The organism is Vibrio sp. R78045 (assembly GCF_042466085.1).
GTDB lineage: Bacteria > Pseudomonadota > Gammaproteobacteria > Enterobacterales > Vibrionaceae > Vibrio > Vibrio cyclitrophicus.
In genome coordinates, this window is record NZ_JAXHBS010000013.1 from 868,749 (window position 1) to 887,522 (window position 18,774).

The 18,774-nt window shown below is 43.7% G+C and carries 13 protein-coding genes; 6 read left to right on the plus strand and 7 right to left on the minus strand.

The genetic code is table 11. The features are described 5' to 3' along the window. Positions 1 to 16: 16 nt before the first annotated feature. Both SJY39_RS14480 and SJY39_RS14485 read left to right on the plus strand, forming a co-directional pair. Positions 17 to 910: a DMT family transporter gene (locus tag SJY39_RS14480; protein ID WP_016785504.1), complete on the plus strand. Its 894-nt coding sequence runs from the start codon at positions 17 to 19 to the stop codon at positions 908 to 910. Positions 911 to 1,243: 333 nt separating this feature from the next. Further along, positions 1,244 to 2,158 (plus strand): DMT family transporter, encoded by a 915-nt coding sequence (locus tag SJY39_RS14485; protein ID WP_372275193.1) that lies wholly within the window; start codon positions 1,244 to 1,246, stop codon positions 2,156 to 2,158. A 108-nt stretch (positions 2,159 to 2,266) separates the two neighbouring features. Here SJY39_RS14485 and SJY39_RS14490 read toward each other — a convergent pair whose 3' ends face one another. The 3 genes from SJY39_RS14490 to SJY39_RS14500 are packed head-to-tail and all read right to left on the minus strand — an operon-like array spanning position 2,267 to position 4,892. Continuing rightward, a complete protein-coding gene (locus SJY39_RS14490; protein ID WP_010432674.1) occupies positions 2,267 to 3,448 on the minus strand; it encodes an MFS transporter in 1,182 nt (393 codons plus the stop codon). Continuing rightward, positions 3,438 to 4,607, minus strand: a complete 1,170-nt coding sequence (locus tag SJY39_RS14495) for a phosphotransferase (protein WP_016793168.1) — start codon at positions 4,605 to 4,607, stop codon at positions 3,438 to 3,440. The genes SJY39_RS14490 and SJY39_RS14495 overlap by 11 nt, the downstream gene beginning before the upstream one ends. After that, positions 4,608 to 4,892, minus strand: coding sequence for a GNAT family N-acetyltransferase (locus SJY39_RS14500; RefSeq protein WP_016766944.1), 285 nt, complete (start codon positions 4,890 to 4,892; stop codon positions 4,608 to 4,610). Positions 4,893 to 5,164: 272 nt separating this feature from the next. On the opposite strand from SJY39_RS14500, the gene SJY39_RS14505 reads away from it, so the two are divergent. Beyond that, the gene (locus tag SJY39_RS14505; RefSeq protein ID WP_010432668.1) at positions 5,165 to 5,911 is read left to right on the plus strand and encodes a flagellar brake protein; all 747 of its coding nucleotides are present in this window, start codon (positions 5,165 to 5,167) and stop codon (positions 5,909 to 5,911) included. Positions 5,912 to 6,091: 180 nt separating this feature from the next. Here SJY39_RS14505 and SJY39_RS14510 read toward each other — a convergent pair whose 3' ends face one another. Next, positions 6,092 to 8,452 carry a Lon protease family protein gene (locus tag SJY39_RS14510; protein ID WP_010432664.1) on the minus strand — a complete coding sequence of 787 codons (2,361 nt, stop codon included), beginning with the start codon at positions 8,450 to 8,452 and terminating at the stop codon, positions 6,092 to 6,094. A 240-nt stretch (positions 8,453 to 8,692) separates the two neighbouring features. Between SJY39_RS14510 and SJY39_RS14515 the strand changes: the two genes are divergently transcribed. Then, positions 8,693 to 9,187, plus strand: a complete 495-nt coding sequence (locus SJY39_RS14515; protein ID WP_010432662.1) for a hypothetical protein — start codon at positions 8,693 to 8,695, stop codon at positions 9,185 to 9,187. Positions 9,188 to 9,199: 12 nt separating this feature from the next. Beyond that, the gene (locus SJY39_RS14520; protein WP_016785499.1) at positions 9,200 to 10,828 is read left to right on the plus strand and encodes an ABC transporter ATP-binding protein; all 1,629 of its coding nucleotides are present in this window, start codon (positions 9,200 to 9,202) and stop codon (positions 10,826 to 10,828) included. Between the two features lie 200 nt (positions 10,829 to 11,028). Here SJY39_RS14520 and SJY39_RS14525 read toward each other — a convergent pair whose 3' ends face one another. After that, complete coding sequence (locus SJY39_RS14525; protein ID WP_010432657.1) at positions 11,029 to 12,042, minus strand: LacI family DNA-binding transcriptional regulator; 1,014 nt, start codon at positions 12,040 to 12,042, stop codon at positions 11,029 to 11,031. A 96-nt stretch (positions 12,043 to 12,138) separates the two neighbouring features. Further along, a complete protein-coding gene (locus SJY39_RS14530; protein WP_010432654.1) occupies positions 12,139 to 15,213 on the minus strand; it encodes a GH116 family glycosyl hydrolase in 3,075 nt (1,024 codons plus the stop codon). 65 nt (positions 15,214 to 15,278) lie between these two features. Between SJY39_RS14530 and SJY39_RS14535 the strand changes: the two genes are divergently transcribed. Further along, entirely contained in the window at positions 15,279 to 16,226 is a 948-nt protein-coding gene (locus tag SJY39_RS14535) for an aldose 1-epimerase (protein ID WP_016785498.1), read from the plus strand. A 73-nt stretch (positions 16,227 to 16,299) separates the two neighbouring features. Here SJY39_RS14535 and SJY39_RS14540 read toward each other — a convergent pair whose 3' ends face one another. Beyond that, complete coding sequence (locus SJY39_RS14540; RefSeq protein ID WP_016793167.1) at positions 16,300 to 18,714, minus strand: GH36-type glycosyl hydrolase domain-containing protein; 2,415 nt, start codon at positions 18,712 to 18,714, stop codon at positions 16,300 to 16,302. Positions 18,715 to 18,774 lie beyond the last annotated feature (60 nt).

The window sequence follows — 18,774 nt, forward strand, 5'->3', positions numbered from 1 at the left end:
CGTAAAGATATTTCAAATGAACATATTATTAGCAATGATCCCCGCGTTCTTTTGGGGAACAACCTATGCAGTGACGCAATTTACGCTACAGGAGTGGCCACCATTATTATTAGGTGCTTTGCGTGCGTTACCTGCTGGTTTGTTATTGCTAGCAGTAAAGCCGACACTGCCTAAAAACGGCGAGTGGCAGATCATTTTCACATTGGGTCTTATCAATATTGCGACCTTCTTTGGCCTGATCTTCGTGATGGCACTAACGCTGCCTTCAGCGATTTCTGGCGTGGGTATGATCTCTGTGCCTGTGTTCGCTATGATCTTCCATTGGGTAGTGAAAAAGCAGCGCCCGCATTTGATTCAAGCCCTGTCTGGTATTGGCTTGATCACCTTAGCGTGGATATTGTTTAACCCAAGCCAGATCGCATTAAACCCGATCGGTTTGGGCGCCATGTTTGCGGCAATCATGTGTATCGTTATCGGCAGCAGCATTACCAAATCACTGGGTAATCGCATGCACTGGTGGAAAGTATTAACGTGGCAACTGATTTTGGGTGGTACGATTTTGTCTGTCGCGTCTGGCGTTCATGCGTTCATCGACCCGCAACCTTATGTTAATGCTGTCACTCATTTCGATTCTCGCAATGCAATGGGTCTATTGTGGGTAATTGGGCTAAATACTGCGCTTGGTTACGGCATGTATGTATGGTTACTACAACGTATGTCTGTGGTTGATTTCACCTTCGGTGGCATCGCTAACCCAGTGGCTGGCATCGTTACGGGGATGGTGTTGATGGGTGAATCCTTTACTCCAGTACAGTATTCACTGATGACAGGCATGATCGTGATGTCACTGCTACCGCAACTTATTCTGGCAGTAAGACAGTCCAAACAAGTTAAGCCTGTTACGCAGTAGACACTGTCTCTTAAACGTATTGATCAAGAACGCGCCTCATTGTGGGCGCGCTTTTTGCTGCTACGCTAAAAACAATAATCCAGCAGCCATACTCGCCGAGTTGATCATTCCTTGAACTAAATTAAACCCTCAAAAAGAACAATAACTTTAACTCACCCTGCCTTTGTGAAAATAAATTACTAAAAAAGATTACATTAGAGATTTAATTTCTATATTTAATTTCAATTAGAGATAAAAAGACAAAAACTTTCTCCGACGACCTACTTATACTGTGCCACGTCATTAAGGCGCCACAAGCTTATGATTTAAAATAATTATTAATGAGTAGTCACCATGAATTCGAAGTCTCTAACTATCTTGCTTTTTGTCTCTGTTTGCTTAATTTGGGGAACCACTTGGTTCGCTATGGAAGTAGCATTGCATTCTATCCCACCTATTTTTGCTACTGCGTTACGCTTTTTACTTGCAGCACCTCTGCTTGCGGTATTAGCGAAAGTCTTCAACCAACCACTGCTGTTCCCTAAAGGTAAGCGCCAATGGCTGCTTATTGTTGCGCTGATGTATTTCGCGATTCCGTTTACGTTGATGATCTATGGCGAGCAATACATCTCTTCAGGTTTAGCGTCGATCATCTTCGCCAACATGCCTGTGGTTGTGATGCTGATGTCTGGCTTATTCTTAAGTCTACGACTGGCGAAGCACCAGATATTCGGTTTGATTACTGCTGTTGTGAGCCTATGTTTAATCCTTGGCAACGAAATGCAGATGGGTGGCGATGACTACCTAATTGGCACGGTTTGCTTAGGCCTTGCTGTTGCGATTCACGCAGTTATGTATGTGCTGGTTCAAAAGCACTGCAAAGGTATTGAAGTACTGACCTACAACGCCGTACCGAGCCTGATTGCTGCTTTATTCTTATTCGCTGTTTCAGCTGTAGGTGAAAACGTGAATGTTGAATCCTTCACTGGGGATTCAATCTCAGCCGTGGTTTACCTAGGCTTTTTCGCGAGTGTTGGCGGCATTGTGGCTTACTTCAAATTAGGACAGGTTTCGACCCCTTTCCAAGCGTCTATCTGCTTTTTGATTTTCCCGGTAGTAGCGCTGCTAATATCTTGTTACGTCAACGGTGAAGTTCTGTCTGAACGATCATTGTTTATGATGATCCCCCTGCTTTGCGGCATTTTACTCACCAAGGCACCAAAGGGAATTTTCAAGCTGCGTACCGAATTAAAAACCGTAAGAAACTGATCCGCGTGAAACCTATTTTGCGGATTAGATATACATATCCCACATAAACAAAAAGCTCCAATATCACTATTGGAGCTTTTTGCTTATTTCATAATATCGAGACCAACATTAGCGCCAGCTAAACATTCGCACTTCGTTGCCCTCTTCAGGTTTCTTCGGAATGTTTAAAGATAGCGCTAGAGAAACCACGGCCATCACTGCACCAATATAGAAAACCGTTGCAGGAGAAGACAACCAAATCACACCAAACACCACTGGAATAACGACCGCTGCAATATGATTGATGGTGAAAGAGACACCAGCGGTTGATGCCATGTCAGCCGGATCTGCAATTTTCTGAAAGTAAGTTTTGATCGCTAGTGCCAACGCAAAGAACAAATGATCGACCACGTAAAGTGCTGCCGCCCACTCTGCGTTTTGCACTAAGCCATAACCGACAAATACACCAATCAAACCGACATACTCGAAAATCAGCGCCTTACGCTCACCCACCACACCAATAAATCGACCAATACGTTTTGCGAACAAGAAGTTAAATAGGTAGTTGATTAAGAACAATAGCGTTATGTCAGCTGCCGAGTAACCGAATTTCTCTACCATCAGAAAGCCTGCAAATACGGTGAAGATTTGTCTTCTTGCACCACTCATAAACGTTAGTGCGTAGTAGAGCCAGTAACGCTTTCTCAATACCAGTTTCTTATTTTGTTGGGTCTTAGTCTGAAATTCAGGGAAACCAAAGGTCATCACCAAAACTAAAACAAAACCAATTCCGCCAGTGATGCCATACACCCAAGCAAAGTCGAGTTTGAGTTGCTCTAACATCACCCAAATAGAGCCATAAGTGATTAAAGATGCCAACGCGCCAACGGAGATCATCTTACCTAACATCTCTGGTGCTTCTTCTTTACTCAACCATTGTAGTGACAAAGACTGCTTCAGCGTTTCAAAATAGTGGAAGCCCGTCGACATCAAAATCGTAGTCAGCAACAGACCAGTGAGTGAAGGGAACAGCCCCGTAATCGCGGTGCCTACAGTGAGCATCGCTAGCGATATCAACATAAAGCGTTGTTCACGTATGAAGGCCAGCACAAACACTACGGTAAACGCTAAGAAACCAGGTATTTCACGAACACTTTGCAGTAAACCAATATCCGCACCATCAAAGTTCGCTTTTTCAATCACGAAGTTATTAAGCAGTGCCATCCAGCTCGAAAACGCGATAGGAACAACAATCGAAATCAGTAATAAAAAGTTTTGCGGCGTTTTCCAGCTCGCAGTTCTATCGAACATTGACGGACTCCTGTTCGTCTAATTGAGTAAGCACTCGTAAGGTCAACTGCTCAGTATACGGGTTAATCTTCCAATGCTCTGGGCTCCAGCCTTTTACGAAACGTTGGAAGTCGGCCCATGCGACATAGAACATTGGTCGCCAAGCGGATTCGACTTCATAGAACGAAAGCTGTGGCTGATAGTACGCCAATGCCTCTTTCAAGTGTCGGAAGTAAATATCCAGTACCTGTGACTCAAGTTCAGCGCAGTCTTGCGGCCTCACCGCACTACTCATGAACAAAGCGACATCTTTCATCGCACAACCGTGACCCACATATTGGAAATCGACGGCAGCTGCGTTTTGGGTTTCTGAATCAAAACCGAAATTGGCAAGCTTGGCGTCGCCATGTACCAAGGTTGGATACGGACACTTTTTGAGTAAATGGTCGATGTGCTTGGCTTGGTTCTTCAAGGGTAAATCAGTCAAAGTGTTTAACTCATCAGGACGTGTGTCTAAATGCCAATATGTGCCGACTTGCCACAATGAGGCTGATTGTTCTTGATCTACATTGATGTGCTTTGCGTGAAAGTTAGCGAGCCATTTTAGGCAAGCATCGCGTTGTTTATGTTCTTCTAGTGTATAACCAGAAGCTCGTTCAGACTGAGTATCTTCGGTCTCCACAACATCAAAAGCAGCAAACACATCAAACTGAGAAGTTAACGGAAAGCCTATATCCGCTAAGTCTTGCATCACAATTAGCCACTCATTCTCTTCTAGTTCACAGTGCAACCCTGTAGGTATAGGGCAACGTTCGTCCCACTGTTGGGTGAACGATTGATACCATTTCGTCTCAACTTGGTAAGAGTGCACCTTTCGCTGATGAGATAATTTGGTGTTCCACCCCTTGGGGTGTTCGGCTTTATCTGGCAATACGACATGCTTAACGATGACGCTGTTCATCGAAGCACTGTTATTTTTAACAAAGACCAAGCGAACTAACTCGCCGTAACCGCCCCACAAGCGTTGAATAACTTGTATATCAACGACTTCATTGCATCCGAGCGAGTTGGCAATTTTCTGATAAAGTACGGGAACCGATTGGTTCGAATCGGCTTCAGTTTGGCTAAGTTGTTTTGATGACTTTGGTTTTGGCACAATTGATTGAGACATAAGTACCATTTATGCCTCAGACGCTAAAAGATGCGACCATTGTTTCTGCCTATGCATGTAGTGAACAACATAACTGCACACTGGAACGATCTTAAAACCTGCCTGTTCTATTTCAGGTAAAATAGATTCCATCATCACCTTACCAAAGCCCTTGCCTTGCAGTTCATCAGGGATACGAGTCGAGGTGATATGAAGCACATCCCCTTGTTTGTGGTACTTAACGACTGCAAATTGGTTTGGTTCGAGTTCAACTGTGATCTGGTTCTCATCTTGAACCCATTTTATTGCCTTCATTCTCAACTCCTACAAATAATTGATACGACAAACAATTAAAGTTTGAAGTATGAGTTCCATGTAATAGACTAACGCAAGTGCATATAAATAAAACTAAGTACTTACAAACAAAGTAAATAATTTCAATTCTCTGGGTTAATATAAAATTCATCCAAAGAAAAGACACTCTATAAATAGATGTAAGTACACCTACTAAATCTAGCACGTAATTACCCCTTGTTAGCAAGTCATCAATATCTAACAGACGCATGTTGGCGCATGGAGAACATATAATGAACGCACCACTGAAGAAGCCTTTGGAGCATAATCAGGCACTTCAAGACCCTCGTAACCGCACCGTTTCTACGATAAACAGCACCGATGCACTGGCCATGATTGAGCACGGCAGTGAACTGACATTAAATGTCTCGACTCCGGTTGGCACTAAGTTTCTCGCCACCACCAAATTTATCGGAACGCACAGTGATAACTGTATTGTGGTTGAGGTTCCCGAGGTATCCAACGAAGACCTGAATTTTTTCTTTCAAGAAGGTTTTTGGATGACGGCTCGTGCTTACTCTTTGCGAGGTGAAGGCGCGCTTATCCACTTTAGAAGCCAAATCCACCATAAGGTTGGTGAACCCTTCCCTATTCTTGTACTCTCAACGCCAAGTACGATGCAAGTGACTCAACTGCGTAAAGAAACACGCTACGAAGTGAACTTAGCTTCAAGAATTATTTTCAACGACCAACGAGCAAATTGTGAGATAAGAGACTTATCAAAAAGTGGTTGTCGCTTTGTTACCTCACCAACCTCTCGTGCGATTCAAATTGCCGACCGAGTGTCTATCGAGATTACACCTGAAAACTACAATGGCCCACTGATTCCACCATTGAGGGGTGTCATCTGTAATCTGCAAAAATCGACGCACTACGCTCGATACGGTGTGGAATTTGATGATATTGGTCGAGCTAACGCTAAACACTTGTTGGCAAAATTGAAGTTCGATGGCACCAAGCTCTGCTTACGAAACGCGTAACCTAGTTTGATACCAAGACCATATCGTTATTTAAGACAGCAGGCCGAATAAATCCGATCACTAGCGTTCTAATTCGCACCAAACAAAAAGCCATCGACCCTAGAGTCGATGGCTTTTGCGTTTTGGCTGTTATTTTTTTGTTTGTCTGTTTATCTAGTCATAAACTAACTAAGTATTCAGCTATTTACGCAATGCGTTCAGTTTAGCTTGAGCGATACCAAAGATAGTATCAATTGGATAACTCCCCTCATCACTTGCCTCACCTGCGGCTTTGCCTGTAAACAACTCAATCGCTTCTGTTACATGATCAATCGCCCAGATATTAAACTCGCCCTTTTCAACTGCTTTTACGATGTCGCTACGCAGCATCAGGTTATGAACATTCGAGCGTGGGATGATCACCCCTTGTTCGTTTGAGCGCCCTTTGATTTCACACACATCAAAGAAGCCTTCTATCTTCTCGTTCACACCACCAATTGGCTGAGACTCACCAAACTGGTTCATAGAGCCCGTAATTGCGATATCTTGACGGTTTGGCTGCTTAGAAAACGCTGAAACCACCGCACAGAACTCAGCCATACTCGCACTGTCACCATCGACACCACCATATGATTGCTCGAAGGTGATATTAGTGGTGAGTGGGACTTTCGCTGTCTTACCAAATACAGAAGAAAGGTAGGCCGACAAGATCATCACGCCTTTCGAGTGAATGCTGCCGCCGAGATCTACATTTCTTTCAATATCAATCACCTCACCGTCACCATAGGCCGTCGTTGCCGTGATTCGGTTAGGGGCGCCAAACATATGATCGGTTGTGCTCAGTACAGAAAGTGCATTCACTTGCCCAACTGCTTGACCATCAACATGAATAAGTGTTGTACCGTTAGTGAAAGTTTCCATTACGCTGTCTTGCAATCGGCCAACACGCATCTGCTGGTTAGACAATGCTTGGTCAACGTGTGAAGCCCGAATCAGGTTCGATTTCGCACCTCTAGCAACGTAGTTCGACTCTCGAAGTAGGTTCGCAATATGCGCCGAATGCAACGATAACTTACCTTGATCGCCAGCCTGGCGGGAGCTGTGCTCAATGATGCGAGCAATTGCTTTGCGGTCACAATGAAGCATGTTGTTGTCGTGCACGATGCTCGAAATAAAGCGCGCGTAATGCATTTCAGAATCCGCAGTACGCTTCATCTCATCTTCAAAATCAGCCGTCACACGGAACAATTCACCGAACTCCGCATCGTAGTGCTGCAGCAGTTGGTAAGTACGATAATCACCAAACAGGATGATCTTAACGTCCAGCGGGATAGGTTCAGGATCTAGCGATACCGCTCCCGTTAACGTCACCTCTTTTTCTAACGAAGTGAAGCTCAATTGACGTGAGCGTAGCGCTCGCTTCAAACCTTCCCAAACGTACGGCTGCTCAAGTACCTTCACCGCATCCATTAGCAGTACGCCGCCATTCGCTCGGTGTAAGCTACCTGCGCGAATCAATGAAAAGTCAGTAAATACAGTACCCTTAAACGTCGCCGTTTCTACATAACCAAACAGAGAGTGATAGTTAGGATTTTCTTCAACAACAATCGGTAGAGATTGCTCTTTCTGGCTAACAATGACGTTAACCTTGTAGCGACGCGGCATTTTCTTATCCAACGAAGCCGTCGCAACCTCAGCTTGCTCCGTGCTCTCTTCTAAGAAAATGTCAGCGTTGTCGACGATGTCTTTACGCAGTGCTGTGAGGTATTTTTTGATATCAGGATATTGACTGTAATCCTTCTTCAACTGCTTGATGAAGTGAGTGATCACATCTCTTGCGGTATCATCATTGAGCTTTTGGATTTTCTCTGTATACGTCTCTTCAAGCTCCGTCAATTCACGAGAAATGGTTCTTAACCCAACCTCTAAAATATCGATGGTTTTATCAAATTCGTCTTGTTCTTCCGGTGAAAGTAGATCGAAGCTCTCCTCAGTATGAAGCTCATCACCATTCATTGCGACAAACTGATAATCACCCTGTGTTGTAATCGTCAGGTTGATCCCTTTGTCTTTTGCCTCTTGGCTAATGGCTTCTAATGCCGCTTGTTGTTTAGCAGCCAATTGATTTTTGAGCCTATCGGCGCGGCTAAAGTACATCTCATTATCGAATGCAAGAGGCATTGCTTTGAGCAGTTTACGCATCAACTTCTCAATATCTTGCTTTAAGCTGCTGCCCACGCCACTCGGTAACTTAAGTACCTTCGGTGTACGAATATCTTCAAAGTTAGCGATATAACACCAATCAAAAAGCTCCTGCACTTCTTGAGGATGTCGGTTTAGATAGCGCAAGATCATGGTACGTTTACCAAGACCATTTCGCCCTATCGCATAAATGTTGTAACCCTTTTCCTTGATTGACATCGCGAACTCAACGGCCTTTTGAGCGCGTTCTTGCCCGACGATCTCGTCAATTGGAGCCAGTTCTTTGGTCGACTTACATGGTAGTTTGTCTAGATCTGCTACCTGATACAGCTGTTCTGTATTGAGTCTTTGCATCGCCATCGCCGCCTCCTTAGTCCTTCATTACTTGGGTGTAGATAAAATCAGTGTAGATGTAATTTCCTCTAAATTTAGTGACTTACGCTGCATCGCTGTTCAACCGAACAAATAACACACAATTTGAGTCATTTTTACGAACCAGGGGTTATTTTATTCATCAACTTAACATGCAAATGATTTTAATTTGCAATTGATAATAAATATCATTAACATTTTAAAATACTATAAATTGAGGATGTGGATATGGAAATTGAACGATGCTGGATGCACTACCTAAAAGCTGAACAATTAATGGAACAAGGTCACTGGCCTGAAGCGCAGCGCCTATACAATGATGTTCTTATTTCTCTTCCTCATCACATCCAAGATGCTGCGTATCAAAGCGACATTAAACCTTGCCAGTTTGCTTGTTTACTTGCAGGGCTTAGAGACGCAAGTGTTGCTCAATCAGAGATTCTCAATCGTCTAGGTCAACAGCAGCAAGCCTTCGATACATTGAATCAGTCGTACGCACTGATGCAATTTATCTCGCTTGAAAGCACTGAGCTGATTCAACGTACCTTTGGATTATTAGAAAAACAGAGTGAAGATTTACTCAATCACCTGATCGCTTTTTGTAGTGCTCAGCGCAGTTCGCATTGGATGCTGGAACTAGAACAAATTCAACGTGCTCATCATCATTTTGGGCAACTTAAAACAACGTCAGAAGTTCAATCTTCACCTAATGTCTTAAATTGATAAGGATATATCATGTCGGACCGGGCCATTCTCAAAGTTAATAACCTTTCCGTTAGTTTCACAACCAATGATGGAATCATTGATGCGGTTAAAAAGGTTAACTTTACTCTTAATTCCAGTGAAACCTTGGCCATTGTAGGTGAATCAGGTTCTGGTAAATCTGTGTCTTCCAACGCGCTTATGCGCTTGCTTCCTGATAACGCGATTATTGACGCTCAATCTGCAATAGAATTTGAGGGCCAGTCGATACTTGAAAAGACCGAGCGTGAAATGCAGTCAATTCGCGGCGACAGAATTGGCATGATATTCCAAGAGCCAATGACATCACTGAATCCATACCTGCGAGTGGGAACGCAAGTGGCTGAAGCCATTATGTGTCATCGTAAGGTATCAAAATCAGAGGCAAAACAACGAGTGCTCGAGCTGTTTGAGCTTGTTCACTTACCTATGCCAGAGCAGGCTTACAGCAAATACCCGCATGAATTTTCGGGCGGTCAGTTACAGCGCATCATGATCGCGATGGCACTGATTAATGAACCTGACATTCTGATTGCTGATGAACCAACCACAGCATTAGATGTAACAGTTCAGGCGGAAGTGCTCTCTTTAATCAAAGAGATTCAAAGCAAGATGGGCATGGCGATTTTGTTCATCACCCATGACCTTGGTGTAGTGAAACACTTTGCTGATCGCGTACTCGTGATGTGTAAAGGTGAACTCGTCGAAGAAGGGATCACTCAAGCCTTGTTCGAAAACCCTAAACACGATTACACACGTATGCTGATTAACTCGATTCCGAAAGGCGCTAAGATTCCTGTCCATGAATCAGCCCAAGAATTGTTAAACGCTGAAGACATACGGGTCCAATTCTTGGTTAAATCGCACTTTATCAAAAGTAAGAGTCAGTACTTCGAAGCTGTAAAAGGCATCTCATTGACCCTTAAACAAGGTGAAACGTTAGGCATTGTGGGTGAATCTGGCTCAGGCAAGTCAACACTGGGACGAGCGTTAATCGGTTTACTACCAAGTACCGGACGCATTGTTTATAAAGGCCAAGATGTCAGTTTATTAACCGACAGAGAACGTCATAAGCTCAAGAAAGATGTACAGATGGTGTTCCAAGACCCTTATGGTTCTTTGTCACCACGCATGACAGTTGGAGAAATTATCACCGAAGGCTTAACGGTGCATCAACCTCAACTCTCTAAGAAAGAACGATTGGAACGAGCACGCAAAGCGCTGATTGAAGTGCGTCTAGAACCCAATTCAATTAACCGTTATCCGCATGAGTTCTCTGGCGGACAAAGACAACGTATCGCGATTGCTCGTGCACTTATTCTTGAACCCTCTTTCATTTTACTTGATGAGCCGACTTCAGCACTCGATCGCTCGGTACAACTCACAGTAATCGACCTGTTGAAAGACATTCAAGCAAAGCACAACATCGGCTTCCTTTTCATCAGCCATGATCTCTCGATAGTGAAAGCACTGTCGGATCGTGTTTTGGTGATGCAGAAAGGGGAAGTGATGGAAGAAGGCTCTGCGGAAGATATTTTCAACAACCCGAAAAATAACTACACCAAAAAACTCATCGCTGCGTCATTCGATTTAGAAAATAAATCTAAAAAAAATGCAGCGTAAAGGGAACTAATCAACATTAACAGCGTCTTATAACTACATTCTGAAAAAGCATCTAATGGATTGCAATCTAGAATGGATATAGCAAAACTGGTTTGGCCGCCAAAAGAAAAATGTCGCATGGATGCGACATTTTTCGTTTCTGAAGGGAAATAATTCATCTCGAAGTGTCATTCCCTGGCATCAAATCACTTCATGGCATACTAACGATACAAAGACTTGGTCGACTCTCTCACAATCAAATCAATCGGTGGCAATCGAGCCTCATGCCTCTCACCAGATAATAGATTCAAAATCGACTGAGCACACACCTCTCCAATCTCTTCAATCGGCTGTCTCAAGGTGGTTAGCGCTGGTGTGAAATACTTGGAGGTTGGTAAGTCATCAAACCCAATCACTGATACATCTTCTGGCACTTTATAACCATGATCATGCAGCGCCTTAATCGCGCCATAAGCCGTTTGATCATTTGCTGCAAACAGAGCTGAAAAATGAATCTTAGACTCGATCAGTTCGACGGTTTTCTCATACCCAGACTCACTACTAAAATCACCCTGCTTAACCAATTTGGGCATCACTTTTATGCCAGCCTCTTGAAGTGCTTTTTTATAGCCTTCAAAGCGATTTCCAGAATCAGGCTGACTAGAAAGCCCTTTGATATGAGCGATATTTACATGCCCTTGCTGGAGAAGATGCAAAGTGGCCATATAACCTCCCAGCACATTATCAATGTTAATCGTACGAATATTATCATCAACAATGTCATACCCCACCGCCACGACCGGGATGTCTTGAGCGTATTTAGCAATATCTTCTTTAGTCACACTGCCGGTCACGATGATCATGCCATCAACATTACTTTTCGCCAGATACTCCAGCGCATGTAATTCCAGTTTTTTCTGCCAATGTCCTGTCGCAATCACCAAAGAGTAACCTTGAGCAATCAGAGTTTTCTCCATGTCATTGAGAATGCGACTGGTGTAGGGGCTATCAGGGTGTTGAACTAATACACCAATCGTCAGTGAGCGACGGTTGATGTTCTCTTGCATTTGAAAGTTAGGTTTATAACCCGTGTCTTTGATCGCTTGTTCTATGTTCTGACTCTTATCATCCGACACATAAGTCGTTCGATTAAGAAAACGAGAAACCGTACTGGGAGATACCCCTGCCAGTCTCGCTACATCGTATACGGTGGTTTTTTTTGTTTTTGTACGCATCTCGATACCCTAATCAGGTGACACATGGGAAGCCTATAGCTCCCCACCCGTTTCAACCTGCATACCACTGCTTTGGTTGAAAGTCGTGTCGTGAAGTTAATACAAGTAGGCGAATATCATCCCCGGTCTAAAGTAGCGACCTGCGGTGTATTTCAACCCCGTGCTCAATAACCATTTATGAAGAACGATAGCATGTTCAACCGAGATTTCTCCTTGCAGCATACTAACAAACTTATCAGTGTCTTTAGTCAGGCTCGGATTAACTCGACCGTCAGATAGGACACAGTTTTGAAATTTAAGTGCCACAAGCCAACTATTCGCATCATTTTGTGACAATTCAAATGATTCTGTCAGATCTTTCTCATCAATAGAGACTGAACAATTGAACCCTTCTGGTGCAGCAAAAGGAATCTTTGAATAGTCATAAAGCGCGGTATACACGGTATCCATCAAGGTTTCCGCTTGCTGCGATTTACCCGCCAAATTCAACGCAGTCGCTACGCTAAACTGAACGCCAATCCACACATCTTGCGCCTGAAAAGCTTCATGTGGGGAACCATCGGCCAGCGTCATATTTGCTACACCCAGCTTAGGGCTGTTGATCTCAAAGTTGTGCTTATAAACATAGTCTAGTGCTCGTTGTATTCTGTCTTCTGGGAAAATGCCCTCTAAACCGATGAGCTTTAAGTAGCTGTCGGCTAATAGTGCATCACCAAAACTGTTGTCAGAATCTGGCACTAAATTTAAATACTCTTGTGTAAAGGCTTGAGGAGCTGTTTCGCTCAGTAAGCGTTTCTTAGAGACTCTTTGACATACCTTACTAACATCAATTGAAGTATCTGTTTGGTTAAGATAATCATTCAGAATGTTCTTATCGGCAATCGCATCGCCAGTCAGCGCAAGCCCCAAGGTTTCCAATACTTGGTAGCCTTGTCCCGTTAAATGCTTAGCTTGAACCGGAGTGACGAAGAAATGGTAGTAACCTTCTTTATCATCCCATAAGCTTTGCTCGACAGTGGCCAAGGCCTTCTTAGAACGAGCTAAGTAGTCAGCAGCCAATTCATTCTCATTCATCAATAGAGCAAGCTCATTCGCAGCTTGAAGTCCTGCTACCCAAAGGCTCGCGCAGTAAATAGAAATACCGTGAGATGCTAAGTTGTCAAAGGTGTCGTCTGTGCCACGAGTAAGCGGTAAGTCATCACCTTCAGCAACAAGATTCGATAAGAATTCGATGCTTTCAGTCACGGCTTGCCAGCACTCTTTAACCACAGACAGATCTTGAGTATTTTGATAATGACGATACACCATCAGAATGTATTTCGGCGCTAAGTCCTTCCACTCTTTCACATTATGCCAGCTGTAGGCGTCAGGCTGGATATCGAATGGGCTGCCCAAGTCGTGGATTACTGCGCCTCGAATGGCACGTACGCCTTGGTACTTTTCATCAATCAATTCAGCATTCGGTGTCGCTTCGTATTCCCAGTAGCGGCGCTGAGTGAAATCTTCGGCTAAAATAGCTTTCGAGAACTCTTTCATCACACAACCATCAAGCTCAGGCAATAAGTAAAGCAGCGAGAATGAGCCGTAGAAATACACGTCCAGAGAGTTAAAGAATGGGTAGTCGACACACTCTTTCACTAAGAACTTGTCCTCTTTATCCCATACTGTCGATTCCGCTAAGAAGGACAATGAATTCATCGCCATCGTGGCATAGCGCAGTGCAGAATCAGGCTGTGATATCTTGCTTTGAGCTTGCTCTAGGAAAGCCGTTTGTTGCTTCACGATCTGTTGCTCAATAGCTTCTAGCTCTGGCAATACATCCTCTAACATTAGCAAAGCTGGCTTAGCTTGCGGGTAGAATTGCGTATAAGCTTTTTCTGAATGCCAACCATTAAGCATAACTTTGCTGTGTGCCATTACTTGCGCAAAACGCAGGTCAACAGACTCTCCCGCTTCTAGCTCAACCTGTACCACAACCAAAGCGCTCAGTGCTTCACGCCCTGTGTAAATTCCTGTTTGGAACTCAGTGTTTGTACGGCCTGTTTTCAGTGCAAATTCGGTTTGTTTTGTCGTTTTAGATGTATAAAACGTCGGTTTCACAGACACCGATACCTTGCCAGATTCAGTCAGGCGATTATCAGCTTGAACACCGAATACCACTTCACCTTCAATATCACTTTGATAAGGTGACTGGCTAGACAACTGAACACCTGTAAAGCTGTGACTTTCACCCTTTAAGTTAACCGTTTGATGCTGCTGAGCAATTGGGTTTTGAGACAAGGTACAAGCAGAATCCTGAATGCCATCGCGACCTTTTTGGTAGGTTGAGCCAATTAAGTTTTGTAGAGGCTGAGCAAGCGTAATCACGCGTGTTTGCGATGAATTATTGGTTAATTCGAAGTGATTCCAGTGCATCGGTAAAGAACAAAGACGTTTGTTCTCTTTAACGATCGGAGAGACGACCTTACGCTTTATATTAATATCATCGAAGCTACTGTATTTATATTCAGCCAATGGATACAAAGCTTGATATTCTATATCTCTACCATTAACACTACCGGTTTCATTATTACCCCCTGCAGTAAGTGATAATGATTTAGCTGTATAGTTTATTAATAAACCATTAAAGAAATCTAACGCTACATATATCTGACAAACAATAGAAGTTGAATCTAATTCAATCAATAACTTCGTTTTATTCGATAGCTCAACATTCCACTTTATAAAATTATCTTTATTTTCTTGGTAAAAATTACCGTTTTTTAATGCTGCTTGAATGAAGGTAATCGCATTTGGTATATCTTTACTGTCAATTTTCTTTCCATCGAACAAAGCAGGATAAAAATTGAGATGAACGCTCAACTCTTTTTCGTTCAACACTTGAAGTGTATCAATGGTTGGCACATTCATCACAGAAGCATAAAAATCATTAAAATTAATATCTTGCTCTGAACAATCAACAAATATACCAGGAATAAAACTGAAATTTGGAGTGTTACCGTTAGGCGTCAGTGTAAATGTATTGCCAATACCACCCACAGCCATTCCGGTATTTTCTGGCGTGGTCGAAATCGGCGTGTACCAAGGTTGAATAAATTCTACAGCATCCCCTTTTTTACACAGGTGTTCTGAATTTCCTGAATATCTTGTATATGGAATTTTATTCTTCATGTTAAAACCACCATTGAATATTTTATTTTTCTTGTTAATATCTTTTAAAAAATGGAGACATCAACATGTTTAAAATTATAAATGAAAAGTTTGGAAATATTGACTCTGTCACATTAATAAATCACAAACATGGAATAGAACTTCAAATAATTAACGGATTTGGTGCTGTTATTAATAAATATATCGTAAATAACAGTCCATTCTCTTTTATTTGTGGCTATCAGAATTATGATGAACTGATCAACCAATATCCGTTCTTTTCCCGTAGTGCTAAATTATTCCCTTTTCCAAACCGTTTAAACTTAGGACGTTACAGTTTCGATAACCAAAACCATCAACTCCCGGCTAACTTTCCTTGGTCTGATCACGCCGTACATGGCCTGCTTTACAACCAACCTTTTTCAATCACAAACAGCGTAACCAACGAAGAATCAGCCAGTGTGACGTTGCAATATCAAACGTCGTCTTTGCACCCAGGATTCCCGTTTTCTTTCAAACTTGAAGTCACCTTCACTGTCGACATCAAGGGTAGACTCACGTCTTCAACAACTGTTTCTAACCTTGGTGATTCTGCATTCCCGTTCGGTGATGCTTGGCACCCTTATTTCTCGCTCGGTACTGAGTTAGAACAGTGTGAACTCACTATGTCACCTTGTACTGAGGTCATACACGAGAACGACCTGCCAAATGGTGAAAAGCGTGCTTTTGACCGTTCATCTCTGAATAACGCCCTAACTAATCAAAGCCTGAACCACTGCTTTGAATTTGAAGCGGCTGCAACCAACCAACTTACTTTGACACTCTCAGATTCGTCTGCCGCTATTCATTACCAACAAAATGCGAGCTACCCATTCGTTCAGTTGTACACGCCGACTAGCGAGCAAAGTATTGCAATAGAACCAATGACTTGCCCAGCTGATTCCTTCAATAACCTGATTGGCCTATTGACGCTTAGCCCGAATCAATCTCAAACCTTTACTTGGCAATGCCAAGCTAGCTATCAACCACAGTGATGCAACAAAAATAAAGCGACACTAAAGAGAAACCAAAAACCAATAAAGGGCGCATAAAGCGCCCTTCTCTTTGTTAGCCTAAAATCACCTCGATGGTGTGCTCACCAGATGTAAACACTGGCGCCTTGTTACCTGAAATCAGGTCACCATTTACCTTCATTTCAACCACACCCTTACACACGTTATTCGGGTTAGAGACATGAATATGGTATGTCGCGCCACGGAACTGACGACGCACTTTGAATTCAGGCCACTCAGACGGAATACAAGGGTCCACCAGCAAACCATCTACTTCAGGACGGACACCCAGAATCCATTGCGTACCAGCAACGTAGGTCCAAGATGAAGTACCAGAAAGCCAAGCATTACGGCCTAGACCGAACTGTTTATGTTCGTCACCCAAGATGTTTTGAGGATAGCAGTAAGGCTCAGATTCAAAGGTGTCAATGTCGTCGTTCTTAGAAGCTGGGTTGATTTGACGATAGTACTCATACGCACGTTCGCCGTTGCCCATTTTCGCTTCTGCGATCATTACCCAAGGGTTTGAATGCAAGAAGATACCACCATTCTCTTTAGCGCCGGGTGGATACGTTGATACGCCACCTAGCTGTGGATCAAAACCGTTGTAACCTGGAGTTGAAAGCTTGATACCATTGGCCGTGTTCAGCTTGCTATAAACAGAATCTAGCGCTTGCGTTGCACGCTCTTGAGTCGCGAAACCAGAAATCACAGGCCAGCTTTGACCGTTAGTGTAGATCTGCCCTTGTTCGTTCTTGTGAGAGCCTATTGGCAAACCTTGTTCATCAAAGTAACGAACGAACCATTCACCATCCCAACCACACTCGTTGACCGTACTCTGCATTTGCTGATATTGGTCTTTGAACTTAGCCGTCAATTTCGCTTCGCCGCGCAACTCACACAAATCCAACATATCGAGCAATGCCTTACCGTACATGTTAGCTACCATCATCGACTCAGCACCTGTTGGCAGGTTCACCGTGTCATTCCAGTCAGCAAAACCCAATAGCGGTAGACCGTGCTCACCGGTATTGGTGTAAGTAAACTCAATCGCGCGGCACAGGTGGTTCCAAACCGTTCCCGTTTCAACTGGGTTGCCCGCTTTATTTTTTTGATAGAACGGGATCTCTTTATTCAAGAAGTCTGCATTACCCGTTTCTTTCACATATTGAGTTACCGCGTAGATGATCCACAGGTGATCATCGCCGTAGTAATCAGGGCGATCTTCCTCTTCACGAGAGTCACCCGCGTTCGCTTCCATCGTTGATGGGAAGAACTGATGCATCGCAGAACCGTTAGTATTCTGAACAGACAAGAGACGCTCAATGAACTCACGCGCCTCTTCTGGCATGTGAGTAATCACACCCAAAGTATCTTGAGAAGAGTCACGGAAACCGATACCACGAGCGCCATAGCCAAGCTGATACAGAGACAGGTAACGAGACCAGTTCTTGGTTGTGTGGCACTGACGTGGGTTATGTACGTTAAGCATTGAGTTCATTGCTGGGTCTGGCGTTTCAACCTGAACCGCTTGTAGGTAACCATCCCAGTGTTCAGCCAGTTCAGCGAAAGCCGAATCGACCACTTGATGGTCACGGTATTTAGCCAATAGAGGCAATGCTACTTCTAGGCTCTCTTCCTGTGCGATTTGTACAATCGTACGTTCGGTCTGCTCTGGTGATAACCAACCCAAGCGCAGATTTAGTGCGCCAATGTTATCGCCACGCAAGCACTCAGTATTACCCAGTTCATCATTGTTTAGCGCTTCTGGCGCTGCCCATGTACCGTATCCCAAATTGCCTAAAAACGACTGGCGATCACCGTCAAAAGAAGTCGCAGGGCGATCCGCTGTCATAAGGTTAACCGCGTAATCACGCTTCATGAAAGCGTATTGCTCAAGCACGGTATGACCCGACTCTTGCTGATGCGCTTTAAGCGTCATAGTTTGTGGAACCCAATCCGCATTCAATAGTTGCTTAAGTGCATCAAAGTGAGTGAACTCATACACGGGTACCACATCAACGTGCAGCGCGTTGTCTGAAATGTTGGTGACTTTGATGTCTTGCAACAGTACTTGGTCAGACTTTGGCACAAAGAAGGTCGCTTCACAGCGCACACCGAATGCTTCCGCAATAATGGTGGTGTAAGACAAACCCGTATGGTTTTCAAACTTATCCAATGGCTTCAGAGTTGGTGTGTAAAAAGGAGAAAACACTTCTACATTCCCTGCTTCATCACGCACCTTAAGGTATAAGGTCGAGCCTTTGAAATCTGAGTTTGGCAGTTGAGCAATGTACTTGGTGATGCGGTTGAGTGCCGGATCGCCTTTACACAACAACACGCCGCCGTTGCTATCTACAATGCCACCGAAATCTAATGTGCCCACATAGTTACACCATTTGATCGGTGTACACGGTGTGGTTGCTACGTATTCTTTGTTTTTATCGTCAAAATATCCGAATTTCATCATCACTATCCCCAGCCCCTCCCAAATCAGGAAGGGCCAAACAATTTGTCGTAAGTTGGTTGA

What these genes read in the sequence shown, in the direction of transcription:
- SJY39_RS14490 (WP_010432674.1), bottom strand. Translation starts at nt 3,448, where the DNA reads ATGTTCGATAGAACTGCGAGCTGGAAAACGCCGCAAAACTTTTTATTA.
- SJY39_RS14505 (WP_010432668.1), top strand. Translation starts at nt 5,165, where the DNA reads ATGAACGCACCACTGAAGAAGCCTTTGGAGCATAATCAGGCACTTCAA.
- SJY39_RS14525 (WP_010432657.1), bottom strand. Translation starts at nt 12,042, where the DNA reads ATGCGTACAAAAACAAAAAAAACCACCGTATACGATGTAGCGAGACTG.
- SJY39_RS14515 (WP_010432662.1), top strand. Translation starts at nt 8,693, where the DNA reads ATGGAAATTGAACGATGCTGGATGCACTACCTAAAAGCTGAACAATTA.
- SJY39_RS14535 (WP_016785498.1), top strand. Translation starts at nt 15,279, where the DNA reads ATGTTTAAAATTATAAATGAAAAGTTTGGAAATATTGACTCTGTCACA.
- SJY39_RS14485 (WP_372275193.1), top strand. Translation starts at nt 1,244, where the DNA reads ATGAATTCGAAGTCTCTAACTATCTTGCTTTTTGTCTCTGTTTGCTTA.
- SJY39_RS14540 (WP_016793167.1), bottom strand. Translation starts at nt 18,714, where the DNA reads ATGATGAAATTCGGATATTTTGACGATAAAAACAAAGAATACGTAGCA.
- SJY39_RS14520 (WP_016785499.1), top strand. Translation starts at nt 9,200, where the DNA reads ATGTCGGACCGGGCCATTCTCAAAGTTAATAACCTTTCCGTTAGTTTC.
- SJY39_RS14495 (WP_016793168.1), bottom strand. Translation starts at nt 4,607, where the DNA reads ATGGTACTTATGTCTCAATCAATTGTGCCAAAACCAAAGTCATCAAAA.
- SJY39_RS14530 (WP_010432654.1), bottom strand. Translation starts at nt 15,213, where the DNA reads ATGAAGAATAAAATTCCATATACAAGATATTCAGGAAATTCAGAACAC.
- SJY39_RS14500 (WP_016766944.1), bottom strand. Translation starts at nt 4,892, where the DNA reads ATGAAGGCAATAAAATGGGTTCAAGATGAGAACCAGATCACAGTTGAA.
- SJY39_RS14510 (WP_010432664.1), bottom strand. Translation starts at nt 8,452, where the DNA reads ATGGCGATGCAAAGACTCAATACAGAACAGCTGTATCAGGTAGCAGAT.
- SJY39_RS14480 (WP_016785504.1), top strand. Translation starts at nt 17, where the DNA reads ATGAACATATTATTAGCAATGATCCCCGCGTTCTTTTGGGGAACAACC.